The sequence below is a fragment of the Arthrobacter sp. Y3221160 genome, assembly GCF_059092585.1.
The window spans coordinates 1,402,771-1,421,113 of the sequence record NZ_JBNHHU010000001.1; the positions used below are offsets into that span (position 1 = coordinate 1,402,771).

Consider the following 18,343-nt stretch of genomic DNA (forward strand, 5'->3'; position numbering starts at 1 on the left):
TTCTCCTACAAAGTTGGTTGGTAGCTATCTGACCGGCTGGGAATCAGCGGGTCTTCTTCTTACCGGCGACGGTGCGCTTCGGGCCCTTGCGGGTGCGAGCGTTGGTCTTGGTGCGCTGTCCGCGGACGGGCAGGCCACGGCGGTGGCGGATGCCTTCGTAGCTGCCGATCTCAACCTTGCGGCGGATGTCGGCTGCAACTTCGCGGCGGAGGTCGCCTTCTACCTTGTAGTTGCCCTCGATGAAGTCACGCAGCTGCACGAGCTCAGCGTCGGTGAGGTCCTTGACGCGGGTTTCCGGGCTGATGCCGGTCTCCGCGATAACCTGCTCTGCACGGGTCTTACCCACGCCGTAGATGTAAGTCAGGGCGATAATTACCCGCTTTTCGCGGGGAATATCTACGCCAGCGAGACGAGCCATAGTGGCGGTTCTCCTTGTTGTATCCGGAGGTCTGAAGCAGCGCGGCCCCGTTGTTCGGGTCCCCGGCCTCCGTGCCGGGGGTGTGCAGGTTGCCCTGCTGCGCTGCCTTTATCTTGAGTTACTACGCGTGGGCGTGCTGCCCCTGCTTGAAGCAGGAGTCTTAGCCCTGGCGCTGCTTGTGGCGCGGGTTCTCGCAGATCACAATGACGTTGCCCTTGCGACGAATCACCTGGCACTTGTCACAAATCCGCTTGACGCTCGGCTGGACCTTCATGGTTTTCCTTTGCGTTGTTAGCTGATGCTGCCTTGTAACTACTTACGGTTCTCCGCAGTTGCCTGCGGCATAAGCCTTTACTTGTAGCGGTAGACGATACGGCCCCGTGAGAGGTCGTACGGGCTGAGTTCCACCACAACGCGGTCCTCGGGGAGGATCCTGATGTAGTGCTGACGCATCTTTCCCGAGATATGAGCCAGCACAACGTGCCCGTTGGTCAACTCAACGCGGAACATCGCATTGGGCAGAGCCTCCTGCACAGTGCCTTCAATCTCAATGACACCGTCTTTCTTAGCCATATCCTCCGCTAACGTCAGTAACCATCGCCGGAGCGGTGGCTAGTTTTAGGGTTTCGCTTGCCGCTACACTCCCACTGAGCCGTACGTTCCGGCAGGCTTTCGCGGGCGCCATGCACCCGAAGATGGGCATGAAAGTAGAGACAACCAACAGACAACTGTACTCCGGAAGCCGGATAAAGTTAAATCCGGGTAACGCCTGGGGCCCGCGCGCGACAGACTTCAGCCGAGGTGCGGATACTTCTCCAGTACGACGCCGGCCGCGTCCACCCGTTCGGCACTCACCACGGCGTCCCAAATGGCCGCGGTGACCGCTTCCGCGGCCAGCACGTGCAGTTCCGCCCGGGGATCAATGGGCCCGTCCTGCACCAACTGCTGCGCCTCGGTGGCCAGGACGAAGATCACGTCCCCGTCCATCAGGGTGTGCGACGGGCTAACGGCCCGGGCCAGGCCGGCGTGCGCGGCCGACGCCGTCCGCTTCGCCTGCGCCGGATCCAACACGGCGTTGGTGGCGACCACGCACAGGGTGGTGTTCAGCGGCCCGGCTCCCGGTGAGCCGCTTCCTCCCGGTGCTCCTGGTGTTCCGGACGGTGCTTCTGTTTTCGCCGCGAGCGAGGCTCCCCTGGTCCCATGGAACGGATGGCCGGCGGCATTGGCCACCGCGAGCGCGCCGACCACGATTCCCTCGTTCGTGCCGCCCATGCGCAGCGAGGCGGTCCCCACTCCCCCCTTGTACTGCTGGAAGCCCATCGCCGCCCCGGTGCCGGCGCCCGCATTGCCCCGCTGCACCGTACCAAAGTCCTCCATCGCACCGGCGGAGGCAGCGGCGTCGTACCCCATCTGCTCATCAGGCCGCGCCTTGATGTCCCCGCCGCGGCCCAGGTCGTAGATGGCAGCGGCCGGAACAATCGGCACCACCGCATTCTGGGTGCGGAAGCCGCGCCCCTGCTCCTCCAGCCAGCGCTGCGCGCCGTGCGCGGCCACCAGCCCGAAGGCGCTGCCCCCGGCGAGCACAACGGCATCCACGGTGGGCACCAGCGTGGTGGGATCGAGCGCGTCGGTCTCGTGCGTGGCCGGCCCGCCCCCGCGGACATCCACTGCGCCGACCGTCCCGGCCGGCGGCAGCACCACGGTGACGCCGGTGAGCCAGCCGTGGCCGATCTTTTGGATTTGGCCCACGCGGATGCCGGGCACGTCGGTAATGGAAGAAGCCATGGCCTCATCCTCGCCCTGAGGATGGGGATGGGCAAGGATGAGGTGCAGCGGTTAAGCACGCTCGGCACGTCTCCCCCTGCCCACCGGTCCGCTGCGCGTTCCGAAACTGTCGTACCCGGCTAATAGCCTGTTCTTAGTAGTTCAGCAGCATCGTTGGCCATCGGGACGGGGGTCCCGGCGGCGTCCGTGGACCTTGTTCCATGACCTCTCGTAGTCGTTGCCGTGCCGCAGGCACGCCGAAGATTGAGACGCCGACATGTTTGATCCGGCCGGACCAGAGCCACCAGCAGCACCCGAAGCAGCCGAGGCACGCGAAGCAGCGCATCCAGCGCGGGGAGCGCGGCCTGCGCACGCCGAACACGGTGGGCCGGTCCGGACGCCCAGGATCAACGCCTTCGCCGACGCCCTGGCCCGGGTCGACCTGCTCGGTTCCGAACAGGACCTGGTGGACCGGATCACCGCGCTGGAAAACGCCAAGGACGCGGCGGCCGCCGCCCAAGCCAAACTGCAGGTAGCCCTGGATGAGGCCACGCGGGCCCGGCGCGCCGCCGCCGGGGTCCCGAAGAACCGGCAGGGCCAGGGCATCGCGAAGGAGATCGGGCTGGCGCGGCGGGAATCCCCGCACCGCGCCGCGCTTATGCTCGGCGTCGCGAAGATCCTGGTCACCGAAATGCCGCACACCCTCAACGCCCTGGCCACCGGGCACCTGAACGAGTGGCGCGCAGCTGCCCTGGTCCGCGAAACCGCGTGTCTGACCAAGGAGGACCGGGCCGCGGTGGACCAGGAACTGGCCGGCAACCCGGCCCGCCTTCACGGGCTGGGCAACCGGCAACTCGAAGCCGAAGCCAAACGGATCGCCTACCGTCTGGACCCCCGCGCCGTCGTGCACCGCGCCGCGAAAGCCGAAGCCGACCGGCACGTCTCCGCCCGCCCCCAACCCGACACAATGGTGGCCGTCCGAACACTGCTGCCCGTCGTCCAGGGCGTGGCCCTGATGGCCGCGCTGCACCGCGAAGCCGACCGGTTGCGCAACAACGGCGATGTCAGGACTCGCGGCCAGGCCATGGCCGATACCATGTTCGAACGCGTCACCGGTGCCTCCACCGCCGACCCGGCCCGCACCGAAATACAGCTCGTCATGACGGACCGCGCCCTGCTCCAAGGCGACAGCGAACCGGCCTGGCTCACAGGCTACGGCGTCGTCCCGGCTCAGTACGCCCGAGACCTCATCCGCCTCCCGCAAAACCCGCCCGTACCAACCGGCACCGCCAGGGCCGGCATCGGCCACGCAGCGGGCTTGGCCGGCAAGAGGCCACCCGCCCAAAGCGCACCGGCAGGAACGCTGACCGGCCATGAGCCGCCGGGCCAAGCGCCCGGGCAGAATGCGCCGCCGGCAGGCACCGAACCTGGTTGGAAGACCGCACGGCAGACCGCCCGACGCAGCAAAGAGCTGAAACCCGGCGGCGTTGCGGACGTCTGGATCCGCCGCCTCTACACCGCCCCCGGCACCGGGCAACTGCTCGGTATGGATTCGAAAGCCCGCAGGTTCCCGGCCGGACTACGCCGGATGGTCATCGCCCGCGACCAGGTCTGCTCCGGCCCCTGGTGCGACGCCCCGATCCGGCACATCGACCACATCGTCGCCTGGTCCGACGGCGGGAAAACCACCATCACCAACGGACAGGGCCTGTGCGAACGCTGTAACCAGGACAAAGAAGCCGAAAGCTGGTCCAGCCGGACAGTCGGGGGGCCCCTGCACCAGGTCGAGACCACCACCCCCACCGGGCACACCTACACCAACACCGCGCCGCCACCGCCGGGCACCCCGCCGCCTGGAACCAAAGCGGCGTAAGCGGCCAGCCCGTTGCCGCTCGGAGAAGGCCCTCAGACTCTTCTCGAATCCGGCGATTAGCAGCTAGCCGGCCCCGATGGCCACCAGGCTCTGCTGCCCGACGTCGAGGCACGCCCCGAGGAGTAGGACCACCACATAGGCGCTGACCGGGACCAGCAGCGCCCACTCGCGTGCCGAACCGGCATTGCCCAGCAGCGGCAGGGCGAAGTAGCCGTTCCGCCGCCAGATGGCGTTGAGCAGCGGGATCCTGCGCCACACCTTCGGTGGCTTGATCCGCAGCGGCCACAGCAAATTCACTCCCCCGGTGGTCAGCATGTCGCCGAGCACATGCATGACGACGCCGATGCCCATGGCCAGCGGGAACCAGTTGTGCTGTTCCGGGGCGTACAGGGCGATGAAGACCGCCACAGACAGGCCGACGGCCCACGGAATTTTCTGCAGCCCGTCGGGCAGGAACTTCAGCGCCTTGGCGGCAAAGGCGACCAGCAACACGCACAGAATACCGGCGCCCGGGTAGACCGTGCCGAACCGCTCGGTCTCGGCAGTCCAGAGCCCGGCGACCCACGCGATCGCGACGAACGCCGCCAGGCCGATCAGCGAGTGGGTGCCCCTGCGGTGCCCGCCGGCCACAGCGCCAATACCGGCACAGACGGCGTTGGAGAGCGGCGGCAGCGAGCGGGCGATGGTGGCGTGGCGGTGATCGGCGTCCGGGACGAGTGCGGCGCCGGCGGTCACCATGGCGCCGGTGATCAGGCCGAGCGGCCCCACGTCCAGCAGCCCCCAGCCCAGGGTGAGGCTCTGCCCGCCCCAGCCCATCGGCGTCGTCAGGGCATCCAGCGGTATGTGGACCTGGCTGGTGACCGCGATCCAGGCGGCGGCGCCGGAGAGGGCGTGGTGGGCTCCCATCATGATGGGCAAGGTCCTTTCGGGAGTGCGGCGTCCGCGCGCAGCCTATCGACTGACGGGCCAGGGTTGGGTGGTGCGGTGTCCGGGCGCAGCCAGTCGGCTGGCCGCGGCGAGCCGGGATCAGGGTGCGGAGCCAGTCGGCTGGCCGCAGGGCCGGGATCGTGGCTGCGGGCTGCGGATTAACCTCGAAAGGCCGGGCCGGCTGGACGATGGATCCAGCGGGACCCGGCCTTTCGATGACGTCAGGCCAAGGGTGTGGCAGCGGGCGTTTAGTCCAGCGGTACCGGGGTAACCCCCAGCGGAGCCAGCCTGGCCGCTCCCCCGTCTTCGGCGGTCAAAACCCAGATGCCGCCGTCGTGCACTGCCACGGTGTGCTCCCACTGGCAGGACCGCGAGCCGTCCGTGGTCACGACGGTCCAGTCGTCGTCCAGCACCTTGGTCTCGATGTCCCCGCGCACCAGCATGGGTTCGATGGCCAGGCAGAGCCCGGGACGGATCTTCGGGCCGCGGTGGTTAGTCCGGTAGTTCAGCACGTCCGGGGCCTGATGCATGGCGGTGCCGATGCCGTGGCCCACGTAGTCCTCCAGGATGCCCAACGGTTTGCCCGGCACCGAGGAAACGTAGTCGTCGATGGCGTTGCCGATGTCGCCCACGCGGTGGCCGGTGGCGAGGGCGGCAATGCCGTGCCACATGGCCTCCTCCGTGACGTCCGACAGCCGCTGGTCTTCCGGATCGGCGGTGCCCACGATCACGCCGCGGGCGGAGTCGCCGTGCCAGCCGTCAATGCTGCAGCCCCCGTCGATCGAGATGATGTCCCCGTCGCCGAGCACCTTGCCGCCCGGGATTCCATGGACCACTTCCTCGTTGACGGACACGCAGACCGTTGCGGGGAAGCCGTGGTAGCCCTTGAAATTGCTCTTGGCCCCGGCCTCGTCCAGCACCGCTTCGAAGGCCGCGTCCAAATCCCCGGTCGTCGCGCCGGGGACGGCTGCGGCAACCGCAGCGTCCAGGGCGCGGCTGACCACCAGGCCGGCGGTCCGCATTTTCCGGATCTGGTCCTTGGTCTTGTATTCGATGCTGGGCTGGCCGAAGGCCATGGGCTGCCTCTTCTAACTGTCTGGCGGGGTGTCAGGCCGTGACGGACTTGAGCGCGGACATGATGCGCTCGGTGACCTCGTCGATGTCGCCGATGCCGTCAACGGTCGCGACGATCCCGCGGTCAGCGTAACGGCTCACCACGGCCTCCGTCTGCTCGTGGTACAGGGCCAGCCGGCGCCGGATCACCGTTTCGTTGTCGTCGCTGCGGCCTTCCTGCGCGGCGCGGCCGAGCAGGCGCTTGACCAGCTCCTCGTCGTCGGCGGTCAGCTGCAGCACGATGTCCAGCTGCGAGCCGGCCTCGGCCAGGATGCTGTCCAACTCGTCGACCTGGCCGCTGGTGCGGGGGTAGCCGTCCAGCAGGAAGCCGTCGGCGGCGTCGGGCTGCTTCAACCGGTCGCGCACCATGTTGTTGGTGACGCTGTCCGGTACGAACTCGCCCTTGTCGATGTACTTCTTGGCCTCGACGCCGAGCGGGGTCTCTTCCTTCACGTTGGCGCGGAAGATGTCTCCGGTGGAGATCGCGACGATGCCCAGCCGGTCGGAGATGCGGGAGGCCTGGGTGCCTTTGCCCGATCCGGGCGGGCCGATAATGAGCATTTGTGTCATCGCAGAAGTCCTTCGTAGTGACGTTGCTGTAGTTGTGCGTTGATTTGTTTGACGGTCTCCAGGCCCACACCAACCATGATGAGGATGGAGACGCCGCCGAACGGGAAGTTCTGGTTGGCGTTGATCAGTACCAGGGCGATCAGCGGGATGAGCGAGACGATGCCCAGGTAGAGCGCGCCGGGCAGCGTGATCCTGGCCAGCACGTACTGCAGGTACTCCGCCGTGGGGCGGCCGGCCCGGATGCCCGGGATGAAGCCGCCGTACTTCTTCATGTTCTCCGCCACTTCCTCGGGGTTGAACGTGATCGCCACGTAGAAGTAGGTGAAGAAGACGATCAGTGCGAAGTAGACCGCCATGTAGAACGGCGAGTCCCCGCTGACCAGGTAGGTGTTGATCCAGTTGACCCACTCCGGCGGCGCGGTGGTTCCGTCGGCCGGCGTGTTGAACTGGGCGATCAGGGACGGCAGGTACAGCATCGACGACGCGAAGATTACCGGGATGACACCGGCCATGTTCACCTTGATCGGGATGTAGGTGCTGGTGCCGCCGACCGTGCGGCGTCCCACCATGCGCTTGGCGTACTGCACGGGGATGCGGCGCTGCGACTGTTCCACGAAGACCACCGCGGCGACGGTCAGCAGGCCGACGATCAGCACGCCCAGGAACACGTTCACGCCCTGGGTGTTCCAGATCTCGCCCAGCGAGCTCGGGAAACCGGCGGCGATGGAGATGAAGATCAGCAGGGACATGCCGTTGCCGACGCCCTTCTCGGTGATCAGCTCGCCCATCCACATGATCAGGCCGGTGCCTGCGGTCAGGGTCAGGATGATCAGGGAGATCGTGACCAGGTTGTCCTCGGGGATGATCGGGACCGGGCAGTCCCCCAGGAGGGCGCCGGTCCGCGCCAGCGACACCAGCGTCGTGGCGTTGAGCAGGCCCAGCGCGATGGTCAGGTAACGGGTGTACTGCGTGAGCTTGGACTGGCCCTGCGGGCCTTCCTGATGCAGTTCCTGGAACCGGGGAATGACGACGCGCAGCAACTGCACGATGATGCTGGCGGTGATGTACGGCATGATGCCGAGGGCGAAGATGGACACCTGCAGCAGCGCACCGCCGCTGAAGAGGTTGACGAACTGGTACAGCCCGCCGCTGGTGTTGCCCAGCGCCAGACACTGCTGCACGTTGCCGTAGTCCACGCCGGGGGCGGGGATGAAGACGCCCATGCGGTAGACCGTCATGATGCCGAGCGTGAACAGCAACTTGCGCCGCAGGTCCGGCGTCCGGAATGCCCGGCCAATTGCGCTAAGCAAGCGTCCTCCCAAGAAGTTTCTGATGCCGCTGCGCGGCAAGTCACAAGATCCGAGTCTATCGGCTCGGCCCGTTCGCATTAAACGGGTTAAGAATACGTGGTGTGCCTTAAAGCGGCTGAACTCGTGGCGGCCGGCGTAAACCGGCCACCACGAGTTCAGTCAGAGGCTGCTAAAAGACCCCACCAGTCACGGGCTGCTAGAGCGCCGTCACGGTGCCGCCGGCGGCGGCGATCTTTTCAGCGGCACTGGCGGAGAAGGCGTCAACCTTCACATCGACCTTGACGGTGATGTCGCCGGTGCCCAGGACCTTCACGGGCTGGTTCTTGCGAACCGCACCCTTGGCCACCAGGGCGTCCACGGTCACTTCGCCGCCCTCGGGGAACAGCTCGTTGAGCTTGTCCAGGTTTACGACCTGGAATTCCACCTTGAACGGGTTCTTGAAGCCGCGCAGCTTCGGCAAGCGCATGTGCAGCGGCAGCTGGCCGCCGGCAAAGCCAGCCTTGACCTGGTAACGGGCCTTCGTACCCTTGGTACCGCGACCGGCGGTCTTGCCCTTGGAGCCTTCACCACGACCGACACGGGTCTTGGCGGTCTTGGCACCGGGGGCAGGACGCAGGTGGTGGACCTTCAGAGTTTTGTTCTCTTCTGCCATCTTTACTTCGCCTCCTCAACCTTCACCAGGTGAGAAACAGTGTTGACCATGCCGACGGTCACTGCATCGGCGCTGCGGACAACGGTGTGTCCAATGCGCTTCAGGCCCAGTGAACGCAGCGTGTCGCGCTGGTTCTGCTTGCCGCCAATGACGGACTTGATCTGCGTGATTTCCAACTGCGCATCCGACGGAGTCAGATTCTTGGGTGTGGTCATTACGCACCTGCCTTCTGCATGTTGCGCAGCAGGATAGCCGGAGCAACCTCGTCCAGGGGCAGGCCACGGCGGGCAGCCACGGAGCGGGGCTCCTCCAGGCGACGCAGCGCATCGACTGTAGCGTGCACAATGTTGATCGCGTTGGCCGAGCCGAGCGACTTGGAGAGCACGTCGTGGATACCGGCGCACTCGAGCACGGCGCGGACCGGGCCACCGGCGATCACACCGGTACCGGCAGCAGCCGGACGCAGCATGACAACGCCTGCAGCGGCTTCGCCCTGCACCTGGTGCGGAACGGTGCCGGCGATGATCGGCACGCGGAAGAAGGACTTCTTGGCCTCTTCCACGCCCTTGGCGATCGCTGCCGGAACTTCCTTGGCCTTGCCGTAGCCCACGCCGACCATGCCGTTGCCGTCGCCGACAACTACCAGGGCCGTGAAGCTAAAGCGGCGGCCGCCCTTGACGACCTTGGACACGCGGTTGATGGTGACGACGCGCTCGAGGAACTTGTCCTTCTCGGCGTCGCGGGCGTTGTCGCGGCCACGGCCGCGGCCGCCACGGTCGTTGCCACCACGGTCGCTGCCACCGCGTTCGCCACGACGGCCGCCGCGGCGGTCCTCCTGGCCGGAAGCAGCGGTGGTTTCAGCGGATCCCGCGGCAGCGGTCTCAGTTGCTTCAGTCACCTGAGTTTCCTTTTCGTTGTTCTCAGCGGTCACAGTGCCAGCCCACCTTCACGTGCGCCGTCGGCAACCGCTGCGACACGGCCGTGGTACCGGTTGCCGCCGCGGTCAAAGACCACGGCCTCAACACCGGCAGCCTTGGCACGCTCGGCAACGAGCTCACCGACGCGCTTTGCCTTGGCGGACTTGTCGCCGTCGAGCGCCCGCAGGTCGGCTTCCATGGTGGAAGCGGAAGCCACGGTGATGCCCTTGCTGTCATCGACAACCTGGACAAAGATGTGGCGTGCGGAGCGGTTGACCACCAGGCGCGGACGGACCGCGGTACCGGTGATGCGCTTGCGGACGCGCAGGTGGCGGCGGCCGCGTGCTGCGGACTTGGACTTCGAGGTCCGCTTCTTATTAATGCTGATCGCCATGGTTTACTTACCAGCCTTTCCGACCTTGCGGCGGATTTGCTCGCCGGCGTAGCGAACACCCTTGCCCTTGTAGGGGTCGGGCTTGCGCAGCTTGCGGATGTTGGCAGCAACTTCGCCGACCTGCTGCTTGTTGATACCGGAAACGGAGAGCTTGGTGGCGCCCTCCACGGCGAAGGTGATTCCCTCGGGTGCGTTGACGACCACCGGGTGGCTGAAGCCGAGGGCGAACTCGAGGTCCGAGCCCTTGGCCTGCACGCGGTAACCGGTGCCGACGATCTCGAGGTTCTTCTTGTAGCCTTCGGTGACGCCGACGATCATGTTGTTGATCAGCGTGCGGGTCAGGCCGTGCAGGGACCGGGATTCGCGCTCGTCGTTCGGGCGGGAGACGGTGATGGTGTTCTCGTCCAGGGAGGCCGTGATGGGCGAAGCCAGAGTGTGGCTCAGCTCGCCCTTGGCGCCCTTGACGGAGACGACGTTGCCGTCGATCTTGACCTCAACGCCTGCGGGAACGGTGATGGGGAGACGTCCAATACGTGACATTTAATCTCTTCCTTTCCGTTACCAGACGTAAGCGAGGACTTCGCCGCCCACGCCCTTCTTGCCGGCCTGACGATCAGTCATCAGCCCGGAAGAGGTGGACAGGATTGCGATGCCCAGGCCACCGAGTACGTGCGGCAGGTTGGTGGACTTCGCGTAAACGCGCAGACCGGGCTTGGAGATGCGGCGGATGCCGGCAATGGAACGCTCGCGGTTCGGACCGAACTTGAGTTCCAGGGTCAGCTTCTTGCCAACCTCGGCCTCTTCTTCCTTCCAGCCGGCGATGTAGCCTTCGGCCTTCAGGATGTCGGCGACGCGAGCCTTGAGCTTGCTGTACGGCATCGACACTGAGTCGTGGTATGCCGAGTTGGCGTTGCGCAGACGCGTGAGCATGTCTGCGACAGGATCTGTCATAGTCATTGTGGGCTCTTGCCCTTCCTCGTAACGGTTTCCTCGCTCCGGTCAGCGCTGGGCGCCGGGGCGGGACCTTTCACGTAGCTAATTAATCTTCGGTCTTGAACGGGAAGCCCAGCGCCTTCAGCAGCGCGCGGCCCTCGTCATCGGTCTTTGCAGTGGTTACTACGGTGATATCCATACCGCGCACGCGGTCGATCTTGTCCTGATCGATCTCGTGGAACATGGACTGTTCGGTCAGACCGAAGGTGTAGTTGCCGTTGCCGTCGAACTGCTTGCCGTTGAGGCCGCGGAAGTCGCGGATACGGGGCAGGGCCAGGGTGACCAGGCGGTCCACGAATTCCCACATCCGGTCGCCGCGCAGCGTCGCGTGGGCGCCGATCGGCATGCCTTCGCGCAGCTTGAACTGGGCGATGGACTTGCGGGCCTTGGTGATCTGCGGCTTCTGACCGGTGATCTGGGTCAGGTCGCGCACGGCGCCGTCGATGAGCTTGGAGTCCTTGGCGGCATCTCCAACACCCATGTTGACTACGACCTTGACCAGGCGGGGAACCTGGTTCACGTTCTCGTACTTGAACTCGTCCCGCAGAGCCTGCTTGATCTCGCCGGCGTAGCGAGTCTTCAGGCGGGGGACGATCTTGGTGACAGTCTCAGTCATTAGAGGTCCTTCCCGGAGGCCTTGGACACGCGGATGCGCACAGTGCGCTCACGGCCATCACGCTCGACGGTTTCGGTGCGGTAGCCAACGCGGGTCGGCTTCTTGGTCTCGGGATCGACGATCGCCACGTTCGAGATGTGGATCGGGGCCTCAACGGTCTCGATGCCACCGGTCTTCGTGCCGCGTTCCGACTGCCCGGCCTTGGTGTGCTTGGTGACGCGGTTAACGCCTTCGACCAGCACCCGGTTGGACTCCGTGAACACCTTCAGGACCTTGCCCTGCTTGCCGCGGTCGCCGCCGCGCTCAGCCTTGGCACCGGTGATGACCTGAACCAGGTCACCCTTCTTGATCTTGTACTTAGCCATGGACTACAGCACCTCCGGAGCCAACGAGATGATCTTCATGAACTTCTTGTCGCGAAGCTCACGGCCGACCGGGCCGAAGATACGGGTACCGCGGGGGTCGCCGTCGTTCTTGAGGATCACGGCTGCGTTCTCATCGAACTTGATGTAGGAACCGTCCGCACGGCGGCGTTCCTTCTTGGTGCGAACGATGACAGCCTTGACGATGTCACCCTTCTTGACGTTGCCGCCGGGAATTGCATCCTTGACGGTGGCAACAATGGTGTCGCCAATGCCTGCGTAGCGACGGCCGGATCCACCGAGAACGCGGATGGTCAAGATTTCCTTGGCACCCGTGTTGTCGGCGACCTTCAGTCGCGACTCCTGCTGAATCACTTATTACTCCTGTCGTCGCGCCGGTTCTCATTGCTGAGCCTTGCGGAACGGATATGGGTAGCCCGCACCGTAACTCCCCCTGGCCGCACGCGTGTGCGGTCCGAAGGCGGTTGCGGGAATTTGCCTATTCTGTCCATGCGGAAGGATGGATGGTCTTTCCAAACGGCACAGGCAAGATTACTAGTTTATGACCAAGACACCCCGGACGTGAAATCACGGCCAGGGGCTTGTGCTTTTCAAAGGGTCCGCGGCCGAAACCACGGTCCCTTCCAAACCCTTCCGGCTGCTCCGGCGGACCGGGATCCTCTTGTGCCGGAAGGGAAACTTATGGGTGCGGGGCCCGCCCGCTCGGCAGGCGGGCCCCGCGCAGGACGTAGGTCCTACTTGGCCTTTTCGATGATCTCGACCAGGCGCCACCGCTTCGTGGCGGACAGCGGCCGGGTCTCGGCGATCAGAACCAGGTCGCCGATGCCGGCGGAGTTCTGCTCGTCGTGGGCCTTGCGCTTCTCGGTCCGGCGGATCACCTTGCCGTACAGCGCGTGCTTCACGCGGTCCTCAACCTCGACCACGATGGTCTTTTCCATCTTGTCCGAGACGACGTAGCCGCGGGCGGTCTTACGGTAACCGCGAGCCGGAGTGGCTTCTTCCACAGTTGCATCCTTGTTCGTGTTTTCGCTCACTTGGCCTCATCCTCCGAAGCGGGGGTTTCGGTCCCGGCGGTTTCGGCTTCGGCCTTGTCAGACTTCTTAGCCTTCTTGGCCTTCTTCTCCTCGACCGGAGCCTCCGCAGAAGCAACGACCTCGGGACGAATGCCCAGCTCGCGCTCACGCAGCACGGTGTAGATGCGCGCGATGTCCCGCTTGACGGCCTTCAGGCGGCCGTGGTTTTCCAGCTGACCGGTGGCGGACTGGAAACGGAGGTTGAACAGCTCCTCCTTGGCCTTGCGCAGCTCCTCTGCGAGACGGTCCTTATCGAAAGTCTCGAGCTGATCGGTTGCCAGTTCCTTTGAACCAACTGCCATTTCTATTCACCACCTTCGCGACGCACAATGCGTGCCTTCAACGGCAGCTTGTGGATCGCCAGGCGCAGGGCCTCGCGAGCTACCTCTTCATTGACACCGGACAGTTCGAACAGAACCCGTCCCGGCTTGACGTTGGCGACCCACCATTCCGGCGAACCCTTACCGGAACCCATGCGGGTTTCGGCCGGCTTCTTGGTCAGCGGGCGGTCCGGATAAATGTTGATCCAAACCTTGCCGCCACGCTTGATGTGGCGGGTCATCGCAATACGGGCCGCTTCGATCTGGCGGTTGGTGACGTATGCCGGCGTCAGAGCCTGGATACCCCACTCGCCGAAGCTGACCTCGGTGCCGCCGGAAGCAGCGCCGGAACGACCCGGGTGGTGCTGCTTACGGAACTTAACTCGACGTGGGATAAGCATTTAAGCTTCTCCTCCTTCTGCCGCCGGCGCTGCTGCCTCAGCGGCAGGTGCCTCGGCCTTGGCTGCGCCCTCGCCTGCGGCGGGAGCGGCAGCACGGTCATTACGACGACGGCGCTCGCCACCGGCAGGGCGGCCCGGACGGTCGCCGCGGCCACGCGAGGACGGAGCGGCAGCCTGCTGGGCCGCCAGTTCCTTCGCGGTCACGTCGCCCTTGTAGATCCAGACCTTGACGCCGATGCGGCCGAACGTGGTCTTGGCCTCGAAGAAGCCGTAGTCGATGTTCGCCCGCAGCGTGTGCAGGGGCACACGGCCTTCGCGGTAGAACTCCGAACGGCTCATTTCGGCGCCGCCGAGGCGACCGGAGCACTGGACACGGATGCCCTTGGCGCCGGCGCGGGTGGCGGACTGCATGGCCTTCTTCATGGCGCGGCGGAAGGCCACGCGGGAGGTCAGCTGCTCGGCGATGCCCTGGGCAACCAGCTGCGCTTCGATCTCCGGGTTCTTGACCTCGAGGATGTTCAGCTGCACCTGCTTGCCGGTGAGCTTCTCCAGCTCGCCGCGGATGCGGTCTGCTTCGGCGCCGCGGCGGCCGATCACGATGCCGGGGCGGGCGGTGTGGATATCCACACGCACGCGGTCACGGGTACGCTCGATCTCAACCTTCGCGATGCCCGCGCGGTCCATGCCCGTGGACATCAGCTGGCGGATCTTCACGTCCTCGCGGACAAAGTCCTTGTAGCGCTGGCCGGCCTTGTTGCTGTCAGCGAACCAGTGGGAGACATGGTCGGTGGTGATACCGAGTCGGAATCCGTGCGGGTTTACTTTCTGTCCCACTTACTGGTCCTCCTCTTTCTCCGGGGTAGCGACAACAAGCGTGATGTGGCTGGTCCGCTTCTTGATGCGGTAGGCACGCCCCTGGGCGCGCGGCTGGAACCGCTTCATGGTGGGGCCTTCATCTACGAATGCTTCGCTGATGTACAGGTCGCTCTCGTCAAAGGCGACGCCGTCGCGGTCCGCGATAACGCGGGCGTTGGCGACTGCCGACGCGAGTACCTTGCTGACCGGCTCCGAAGCTGCCTGCGGGGCAAACTTCAGAATTGCCAGAGCCTCATTCGCCTGCTTGCCACGAACAAGGTTGACGACGCGCCGGGCCTTCATAGGCGTCACGCGAATATGGCGCGCAATAGCCTTGGCTTCCATTGCTTTCCTTCTCTCGTCTTCTGCCGTAAGAGCAGCGCCTAGCGGCGCTTGCCCTTGCGGTCGTCCTTCACATGGCCGCGGAAGGTCCGCGTCGGGGCGAATTCGCCGAGCTTGTGCCCGACCATCGACTCAGTGACAAACACCGGGATGTGCTTGCGTCCGTCGTGTACGGCAATCGTGTGTCCGAGCATGTCGGGCACGATCATCGAACGGCGGGACCACGTCTTGATGACGTTCTTGGTGCCCTTTTCGTTCTCTGCAGCTACCTTCACGAAGAGGTGCTGATCGACGAAGGGGCCTTTCTTCAGGCTGCGTGGCATGTTCCCAGGCTCCTATCGCTTGTTCTTGCCAGTACGACGGCGACGCACAATCAGGCGGTCGCTTTCCTTGTTCGGGCGGCGGGTGCGGCCCTCGGGCTTGCCATTCGGGTTGACCGGGTGACGGCCACCGGAGGTCTTGCCCTCGCCACCACCGTGCGGGTGGTCGATCGGGTTCATGGCCACACCGCGGACGGTCGGGCGGACGCCCTTCCAGCGCATGCGGCCGGCCTTGCCCCAGCTGATGTTGGACTGCTCGGCGTTGCCCACCTCGCCGATGGTTGCGCGGCAGCGCACATCAACGTTGCGGATTTCGCCGGACGGCAGCCGGAGCTGGCCGTACTTGCCTTCCTTGGCCACCAGCTGCACGGAGGCACCGGCGGAGCGGGCCATCTTGGCACCGCCGCCCGGGCGCAGCTCCACGGCGTGGATGACCGTACCGACGGGGATGTTGCGCAGCGGCAGGTTGTTGCCCGGCTTGATGTCGGCGCTGGCGCCGGCCTCGACCGTGTCCCCCTGCTTCAGCTTGGCCGGAGCCAGGATGTAGCGCTTGGTGCCATCAACGTAGTGCAGCAGGGCGATCCGCGCGGTGCGGTTCGGGTCGTACTCAATGTGAGCGACCTTGGCGGGCACGCCGTCCTTGTCGTGGCGACGGAAGTCGATCAGACGGTACTGGCGCTTGTGTCCGCCGCCCTTGTGGCGGGTAGTGATCTTGCCGGAGTTGTTACGTCCACCTGACTTGGTCAGCGGGCGCAGCAACGACTTTTCCGGCGTCGATCGCGTGATTTCAGCGAAGTCGGCTACGCTCGAGCCGCGACGGCCCGGTGTAGTCGGCTTGTATTTACGGATTCCCATAGTTCATTTCCTCGTTAAAGTGGTCTCCGCTTAAGAAAGCGGACCGCCGAAGATGTCGATTGTGCCTTCCTTCAGGGTGACAATTGCGCGCTTGGTGTCCTTGCGCTGTCCCCATCCGAACTTGGTCCGCTTGCGCTTTCCGGCACGGTTGATGGTGTTGATCGAGTCGACCTTGACGGAGAAAATCTTCTCCACGGCCAGCTTGATCTCGGTCTTGTTCGAGCGGGGGTCGACCAGGAAGGTGTACTTACCTTCGTCGATCAGGCCGTAGCTCTTCTCCGAAACGACGGGAGCAAGGATCACGTCGCGGGGATCTTTTGTGGTGGTCGCGCTCACTTGGCGTCCTCCTTGGCAGTTGCCTTAGCTGCTATGAATGCCTCGTAGGCGGCCTGGGTGAAGACCACGTCGTCGGAAACGAGCACGTCGTAGGTGTTCAACTGATCCACGTAAATGGTGTGAACAGCCTCGATGTTGCGCAGGCTCAGGGCCGCCACATCGTTGGCGCGCTCGATGACTACGAGCAGGTTCTTGCGGTCGGTGATGGCGCGCAGGGCCTCGGTAGCGGCCTTGGTGGACGGCTTGTCGCCGGCAACCAGTGCCTCCACGACGTGGATGCGGCCGTTGCGTGCCCGGTCCGAGAGGGCGCCGCGCAGGGCAGCGGCCTTCATCTTCTTGGGGGTGCGCTGGCTGTAGTCGCGCGGGGTCGGGCCGTGCACGACGCCGCCGCCGGTCATGTGCGGGGCGCGGATCGAACCCTGGCGGGCGCGGCCGGTGCCCTTCTGCTTGAACGGCTTGCGGCCGGCACCGGAAACCTCGGCGCGGGTCTTGGTCTTGTGGGTTCCCTGCCGGGCAGCAGCGAGCTGGGCGACGACGACCTGGTGCAGCAGCGGCACGTTGGTCTGGACGTCGAAGATCTCTGCAGGCAGGTCAACCTTGAGCGTGTTGGCCATTGAACTAGGCTCCCTTCACAGCGGAACGGACGAGAACGACCGAGCCGCGGGCACCGGGAACGGCACCCTTGATCAAGAGCAGCGAGTTCTCGGTGTCCACAGCGTGAACCGTCAGGTTCAGCGTGGTCTGGCGGACGGCACCCATGCGGCCGGACATGCGCATGCCCTTGAAAACGCGGCCCGGAGTGGACGCGCCACCGATGGAACCGGGCTTGCGGTGGTTCTTGTGCGCGCCGTGCGAGGCACCCACACCGGCGAAGCCGTGACGCTTCATGACACCGGCGAAGCCCTTACCCTTGGTGGTTCCGACGACGTCGACCTTCTGGCCGGTCTCGAACAGTTCCACGGAGAGTTCCTGGCCCAGCTCGTAGGAGCCGGCATCGGCGGTGCGCAGCTCAACCACGTGGCGGCGCGGGGTAACCCCGGCCTTCTCGAAGTGGCCGGCCAGCGGCTTGGTCACCTTGCGCGGGTCGATCTGGCCGTAGCCGATCTGGACGGCGGTGTAGCCGTCGACGTCCGCAGAGCGCAGCTGGGTGATGACGTTGGAGTCGGCCTTGACGACCGTGACCGGGATGAGCCGGTTGTTCTCGTCCCAGACCTGGGTCATGCCGAGCTTGGTGCCCAGCAGTCCCTTTACTTGGCGTGTAGTGGTAGACAAAATACTCACTCCCCTACAGCTTGATTTCGATGTTCACGTCCGCCGGCAGGTCGAGCCGCATCAGCGAATCGACGGCCTTGGGCGTGGGATCGATAATGTCGATCAGCCGCTTGTGGGTGCGCATTTCAAAGTGCTCCCGGCTGTCCTTGTACTTGTGCGGCGACCGGATAACGCAGTACACGTTCTTCTCGGTGGGCAGCGGCACGGGGCCCACTACCGTTGCGCCTGCACGCGTGACCGTCTCAACGATCTTCCGTGCTGAAACATCAATGACCTCATGGTCATATGACTTCAGACGGATGCGGATTTTCTGTCCCGCCATGGCGTCTCCGCTCTCTTTCTCAGTGCTGCTCTGTTGACTTTCTCCTGATGCGCCCCGACGGCTGGATCGCTCCTGGCCTGGCGCTCCTCCGGCAGACTGAATCCGGATAAATCCGGGTTCCTCACCCTGCTGAGGCTCCGACCCCCGCGGTCGGGCGTGTCGCGAACATTCTGCGCACTCCGCCCGCTCAAAATGGAGGGTGGGTTATATTTGGGCTTCTTTGAAATCCGTGGAGCCTGACCCTGCCCCGGGCATTATCCCGGGCGGGACCCAGCTTCGCACGAAGACATGCAAAAGCGCTTGAACAACTCATCTAG

Annotated in this window: 29 protein-coding genes; 1 reads left to right on the plus strand and 28 read right to left on the minus strand. The window is 65.0% G+C overall.

Features of this window, described 5'->3' with window-relative positions:
- Window positions 1–43: 43 nt before the first annotated feature.
- The 4 genes from rpsM to AC5RWG_RS06425 form a co-directional block, all read right to left on the minus strand.
- Window positions 44–418, minus strand: a complete 375-nt coding sequence (gene rpsM / locus AC5RWG_RS06410; RefSeq protein ID WP_493979201.1) for a 30S ribosomal protein S13 — start codon at window positions 416–418, stop codon at window positions 44–46.
- Between the two features lie 160 nt (window positions 419–578).
- Window positions 579–692 carry a 50S ribosomal protein L36 gene (gene rpmJ, locus AC5RWG_RS06415; RefSeq protein ID WP_005267758.1) on the minus strand — a complete coding sequence of 38 codons (114 nt, stop codon included), beginning with the start codon at window positions 690–692 and terminating at the stop codon, window positions 579–581.
- Between the two features lie 77 nt (window positions 693–769).
- Window positions 770–991: a translation initiation factor IF-1 gene (gene infA / locus AC5RWG_RS06420; protein WP_005267757.1), complete on the minus strand. Its 222-nt coding sequence runs from the start codon at window positions 989–991 to the stop codon at window positions 770–772.
- Window positions 992–1,210: 219 nt separating this feature from the next.
- A complete protein-coding gene (locus tag AC5RWG_RS06425; RefSeq protein WP_494075174.1) occupies window positions 1,211–2,203 on the minus strand; it encodes a P1 family peptidase in 993 nt (330 codons plus the stop codon).
- Window positions 2,204–2,459: 256 nt separating this feature from the next.
- Between AC5RWG_RS06425 and AC5RWG_RS06430 the strand changes: the two genes are divergently transcribed.
- Entirely contained in the window at window positions 2,460–4,055 is a 1,596-nt protein-coding gene (locus tag AC5RWG_RS06430) for an HNH endonuclease (RefSeq protein WP_494166622.1), read from the plus strand.
- A 63-nt stretch (window positions 4,056–4,118) separates the two neighbouring features.
- On the opposite strand, the gene AC5RWG_RS06435 is transcribed toward AC5RWG_RS06430, so the two are convergent.
- The 24 genes from AC5RWG_RS06435 to rpsJ all read right to left on the minus strand — a co-directional run bounded on the left by AC5RWG_RS06435 (window position 4,119) and on the right by rpsJ (window position 18,026).
- Window positions 4,119–4,964 (minus strand): metal-dependent hydrolase, encoded by an 846-nt coding sequence (locus AC5RWG_RS06435; protein WP_494128401.1) that lies wholly within the window; start codon window positions 4,962–4,964, stop codon window positions 4,119–4,121.
- A gap of 266 nt (window positions 4,965–5,230) precedes the next feature.
- A complete protein-coding gene (gene map, locus AC5RWG_RS06440; RefSeq protein WP_494166623.1) occupies window positions 5,231–6,058 on the minus strand; it encodes a type I methionyl aminopeptidase in 828 nt (275 codons plus the stop codon).
- Between the two features lie 31 nt (window positions 6,059–6,089).
- A complete protein-coding gene (locus AC5RWG_RS06445) occupies window positions 6,090–6,665 on the minus strand; it encodes an adenylate kinase (RefSeq protein WP_494022495.1) in 576 nt (191 codons plus the stop codon).
- A complete protein-coding gene (gene secY, locus AC5RWG_RS06450; protein ID WP_493979207.1) occupies window positions 6,662–7,975 on the minus strand; it encodes a preprotein translocase subunit SecY in 1,314 nt (437 codons plus the stop codon). The genes AC5RWG_RS06445 and secY overlap by 4 nt, the downstream gene beginning before the upstream one ends.
- 196 nt (window positions 7,976–8,171) lie before the next feature.
- The gene (gene rplO / locus AC5RWG_RS06455) at window positions 8,172–8,627 is read right to left on the minus strand and encodes a 50S ribosomal protein L15 (RefSeq protein WP_493979208.1); all 456 of its coding nucleotides are present in this window, start codon (window positions 8,625–8,627) and stop codon (window positions 8,172–8,174) included.
- A gap of 2 nt (window positions 8,628–8,629) precedes the next feature.
- A complete protein-coding gene (gene rpmD, locus AC5RWG_RS06460; protein ID WP_127511076.1) occupies window positions 8,630–8,842 on the minus strand; it encodes a 50S ribosomal protein L30 in 213 nt (70 codons plus the stop codon).
- On the minus strand, window positions 8,842–9,558 hold the full coding sequence (rpsE, locus tag AC5RWG_RS06465; protein WP_493989347.1) for a 30S ribosomal protein S5: 717 nt from the start codon (window positions 9,556–9,558) through the stop codon (window positions 8,842–8,844). Before rpsE ends, rpmD begins: the two co-directional genes overlap by 1 nt.
- Window positions 9,555–9,938, minus strand: coding sequence for a 50S ribosomal protein L18 (gene rplR, locus AC5RWG_RS06470; protein WP_494166624.1), 384 nt, complete (start codon window positions 9,936–9,938; stop codon window positions 9,555–9,557). The genes rpsE and rplR overlap by 4 nt, the downstream gene beginning before the upstream one ends.
- Before the next feature lie 3 nt (window positions 9,939–9,941).
- On the minus strand, window positions 9,942–10,478 hold the full coding sequence (gene rplF / locus AC5RWG_RS06475) for a 50S ribosomal protein L6 (protein WP_494000475.1): 537 nt from the start codon (window positions 10,476–10,478) through the stop codon (window positions 9,942–9,944).
- A gap of 18 nt (window positions 10,479–10,496) precedes the next feature.
- Window positions 10,497–10,895, minus strand: a complete 399-nt coding sequence (gene rpsH, locus AC5RWG_RS06480) for a 30S ribosomal protein S8 (RefSeq protein WP_136784914.1) — start codon at window positions 10,893–10,895, stop codon at window positions 10,497–10,499.
- An 82-nt stretch (window positions 10,896–10,977) separates the two neighbouring features.
- Entirely contained in the window at window positions 10,978–11,547 is a 570-nt protein-coding gene (rplE, locus tag AC5RWG_RS06485; RefSeq protein WP_493989348.1) for a 50S ribosomal protein L5, read from the minus strand.
- Complete coding sequence (gene rplX, locus AC5RWG_RS06490) at window positions 11,547–11,912, minus strand: 50S ribosomal protein L24 (protein ID WP_493979212.1); 366 nt, start codon at window positions 11,910–11,912, stop codon at window positions 11,547–11,549. Before rplX ends, rplE begins: the two co-directional genes overlap by 1 nt.
- Before the next feature lie 3 nt (window positions 11,913–11,915).
- Window positions 11,916–12,284 (minus strand): 50S ribosomal protein L14, encoded by a 369-nt coding sequence (rplN, locus tag AC5RWG_RS06495; RefSeq protein ID WP_127511069.1) that lies wholly within the window; start codon window positions 12,282–12,284, stop codon window positions 11,916–11,918.
- A gap of 380 nt (window positions 12,285–12,664) precedes the next feature.
- Window positions 12,665–12,964, minus strand: coding sequence for a 30S ribosomal protein S17 (gene rpsQ / locus AC5RWG_RS06500; protein WP_494000476.1), 300 nt, complete (start codon window positions 12,962–12,964; stop codon window positions 12,665–12,667).
- Window positions 12,961–13,305, minus strand: coding sequence for a 50S ribosomal protein L29 (gene rpmC / locus AC5RWG_RS06505; RefSeq protein WP_493979214.1), 345 nt, complete (start codon window positions 13,303–13,305; stop codon window positions 12,961–12,963). Before rpmC ends, rpsQ begins: the two co-directional genes overlap by 4 nt.
- A 2-nt stretch (window positions 13,306–13,307) precedes the next feature.
- Window positions 13,308–13,724 carry a 50S ribosomal protein L16 gene (gene rplP, locus AC5RWG_RS06510; protein ID WP_493979215.1) on the minus strand — a complete coding sequence of 139 codons (417 nt, stop codon included), beginning with the start codon at window positions 13,722–13,724 and terminating at the stop codon, window positions 13,308–13,310.
- On the minus strand, window positions 13,725–14,558 hold the full coding sequence (rpsC, locus tag AC5RWG_RS06515; protein ID WP_494000477.1) for a 30S ribosomal protein S3: 834 nt from the start codon (window positions 14,556–14,558) through the stop codon (window positions 13,725–13,727).
- Window positions 14,559–14,924, minus strand: a complete 366-nt coding sequence (rplV, locus tag AC5RWG_RS06520; RefSeq protein ID WP_136784918.1) for a 50S ribosomal protein L22 — start codon at window positions 14,922–14,924, stop codon at window positions 14,559–14,561.
- A 38-nt stretch (window positions 14,925–14,962) separates the two neighbouring features.
- On the minus strand, window positions 14,963–15,244 hold the full coding sequence (gene rpsS / locus AC5RWG_RS06525; protein ID WP_074701289.1) for a 30S ribosomal protein S19: 282 nt from the start codon (window positions 15,242–15,244) through the stop codon (window positions 14,963–14,965).
- Between the two features lie 12 nt (window positions 15,245–15,256).
- Window positions 15,257–16,096 (minus strand): 50S ribosomal protein L2, encoded by an 840-nt coding sequence (rplB, locus tag AC5RWG_RS06530; RefSeq protein WP_493979217.1) that lies wholly within the window; start codon window positions 16,094–16,096, stop codon window positions 15,257–15,259.
- A 30-nt stretch (window positions 16,097–16,126) separates the two neighbouring features.
- Window positions 16,127–16,432 (minus strand): 50S ribosomal protein L23, encoded by a 306-nt coding sequence (rplW, locus tag AC5RWG_RS06535; RefSeq protein WP_493941555.1) that lies wholly within the window; start codon window positions 16,430–16,432, stop codon window positions 16,127–16,129.
- Window positions 16,429–17,046 carry a 50S ribosomal protein L4 gene (rplD, locus tag AC5RWG_RS06540; protein WP_494000478.1) on the minus strand — a complete coding sequence of 206 codons (618 nt, stop codon included), beginning with the start codon at window positions 17,044–17,046 and terminating at the stop codon, window positions 16,429–16,431. Before rplD ends, rplW begins: the two co-directional genes overlap by 4 nt.
- Before the next feature lie 4 nt (window positions 17,047–17,050).
- Window positions 17,051–17,704 (minus strand): 50S ribosomal protein L3, encoded by a 654-nt coding sequence (gene rplC / locus AC5RWG_RS06545; protein ID WP_493979219.1) that lies wholly within the window; start codon window positions 17,702–17,704, stop codon window positions 17,051–17,053.
- 13 nt (window positions 17,705–17,717) lie between these two features.
- Window positions 17,718–18,026, minus strand: coding sequence for a 30S ribosomal protein S10 (rpsJ, locus tag AC5RWG_RS06550; RefSeq protein WP_003803825.1), 309 nt, complete (start codon window positions 18,024–18,026; stop codon window positions 17,718–17,720).
- Window positions 18,027–18,343 lie beyond the last annotated feature (317 nt).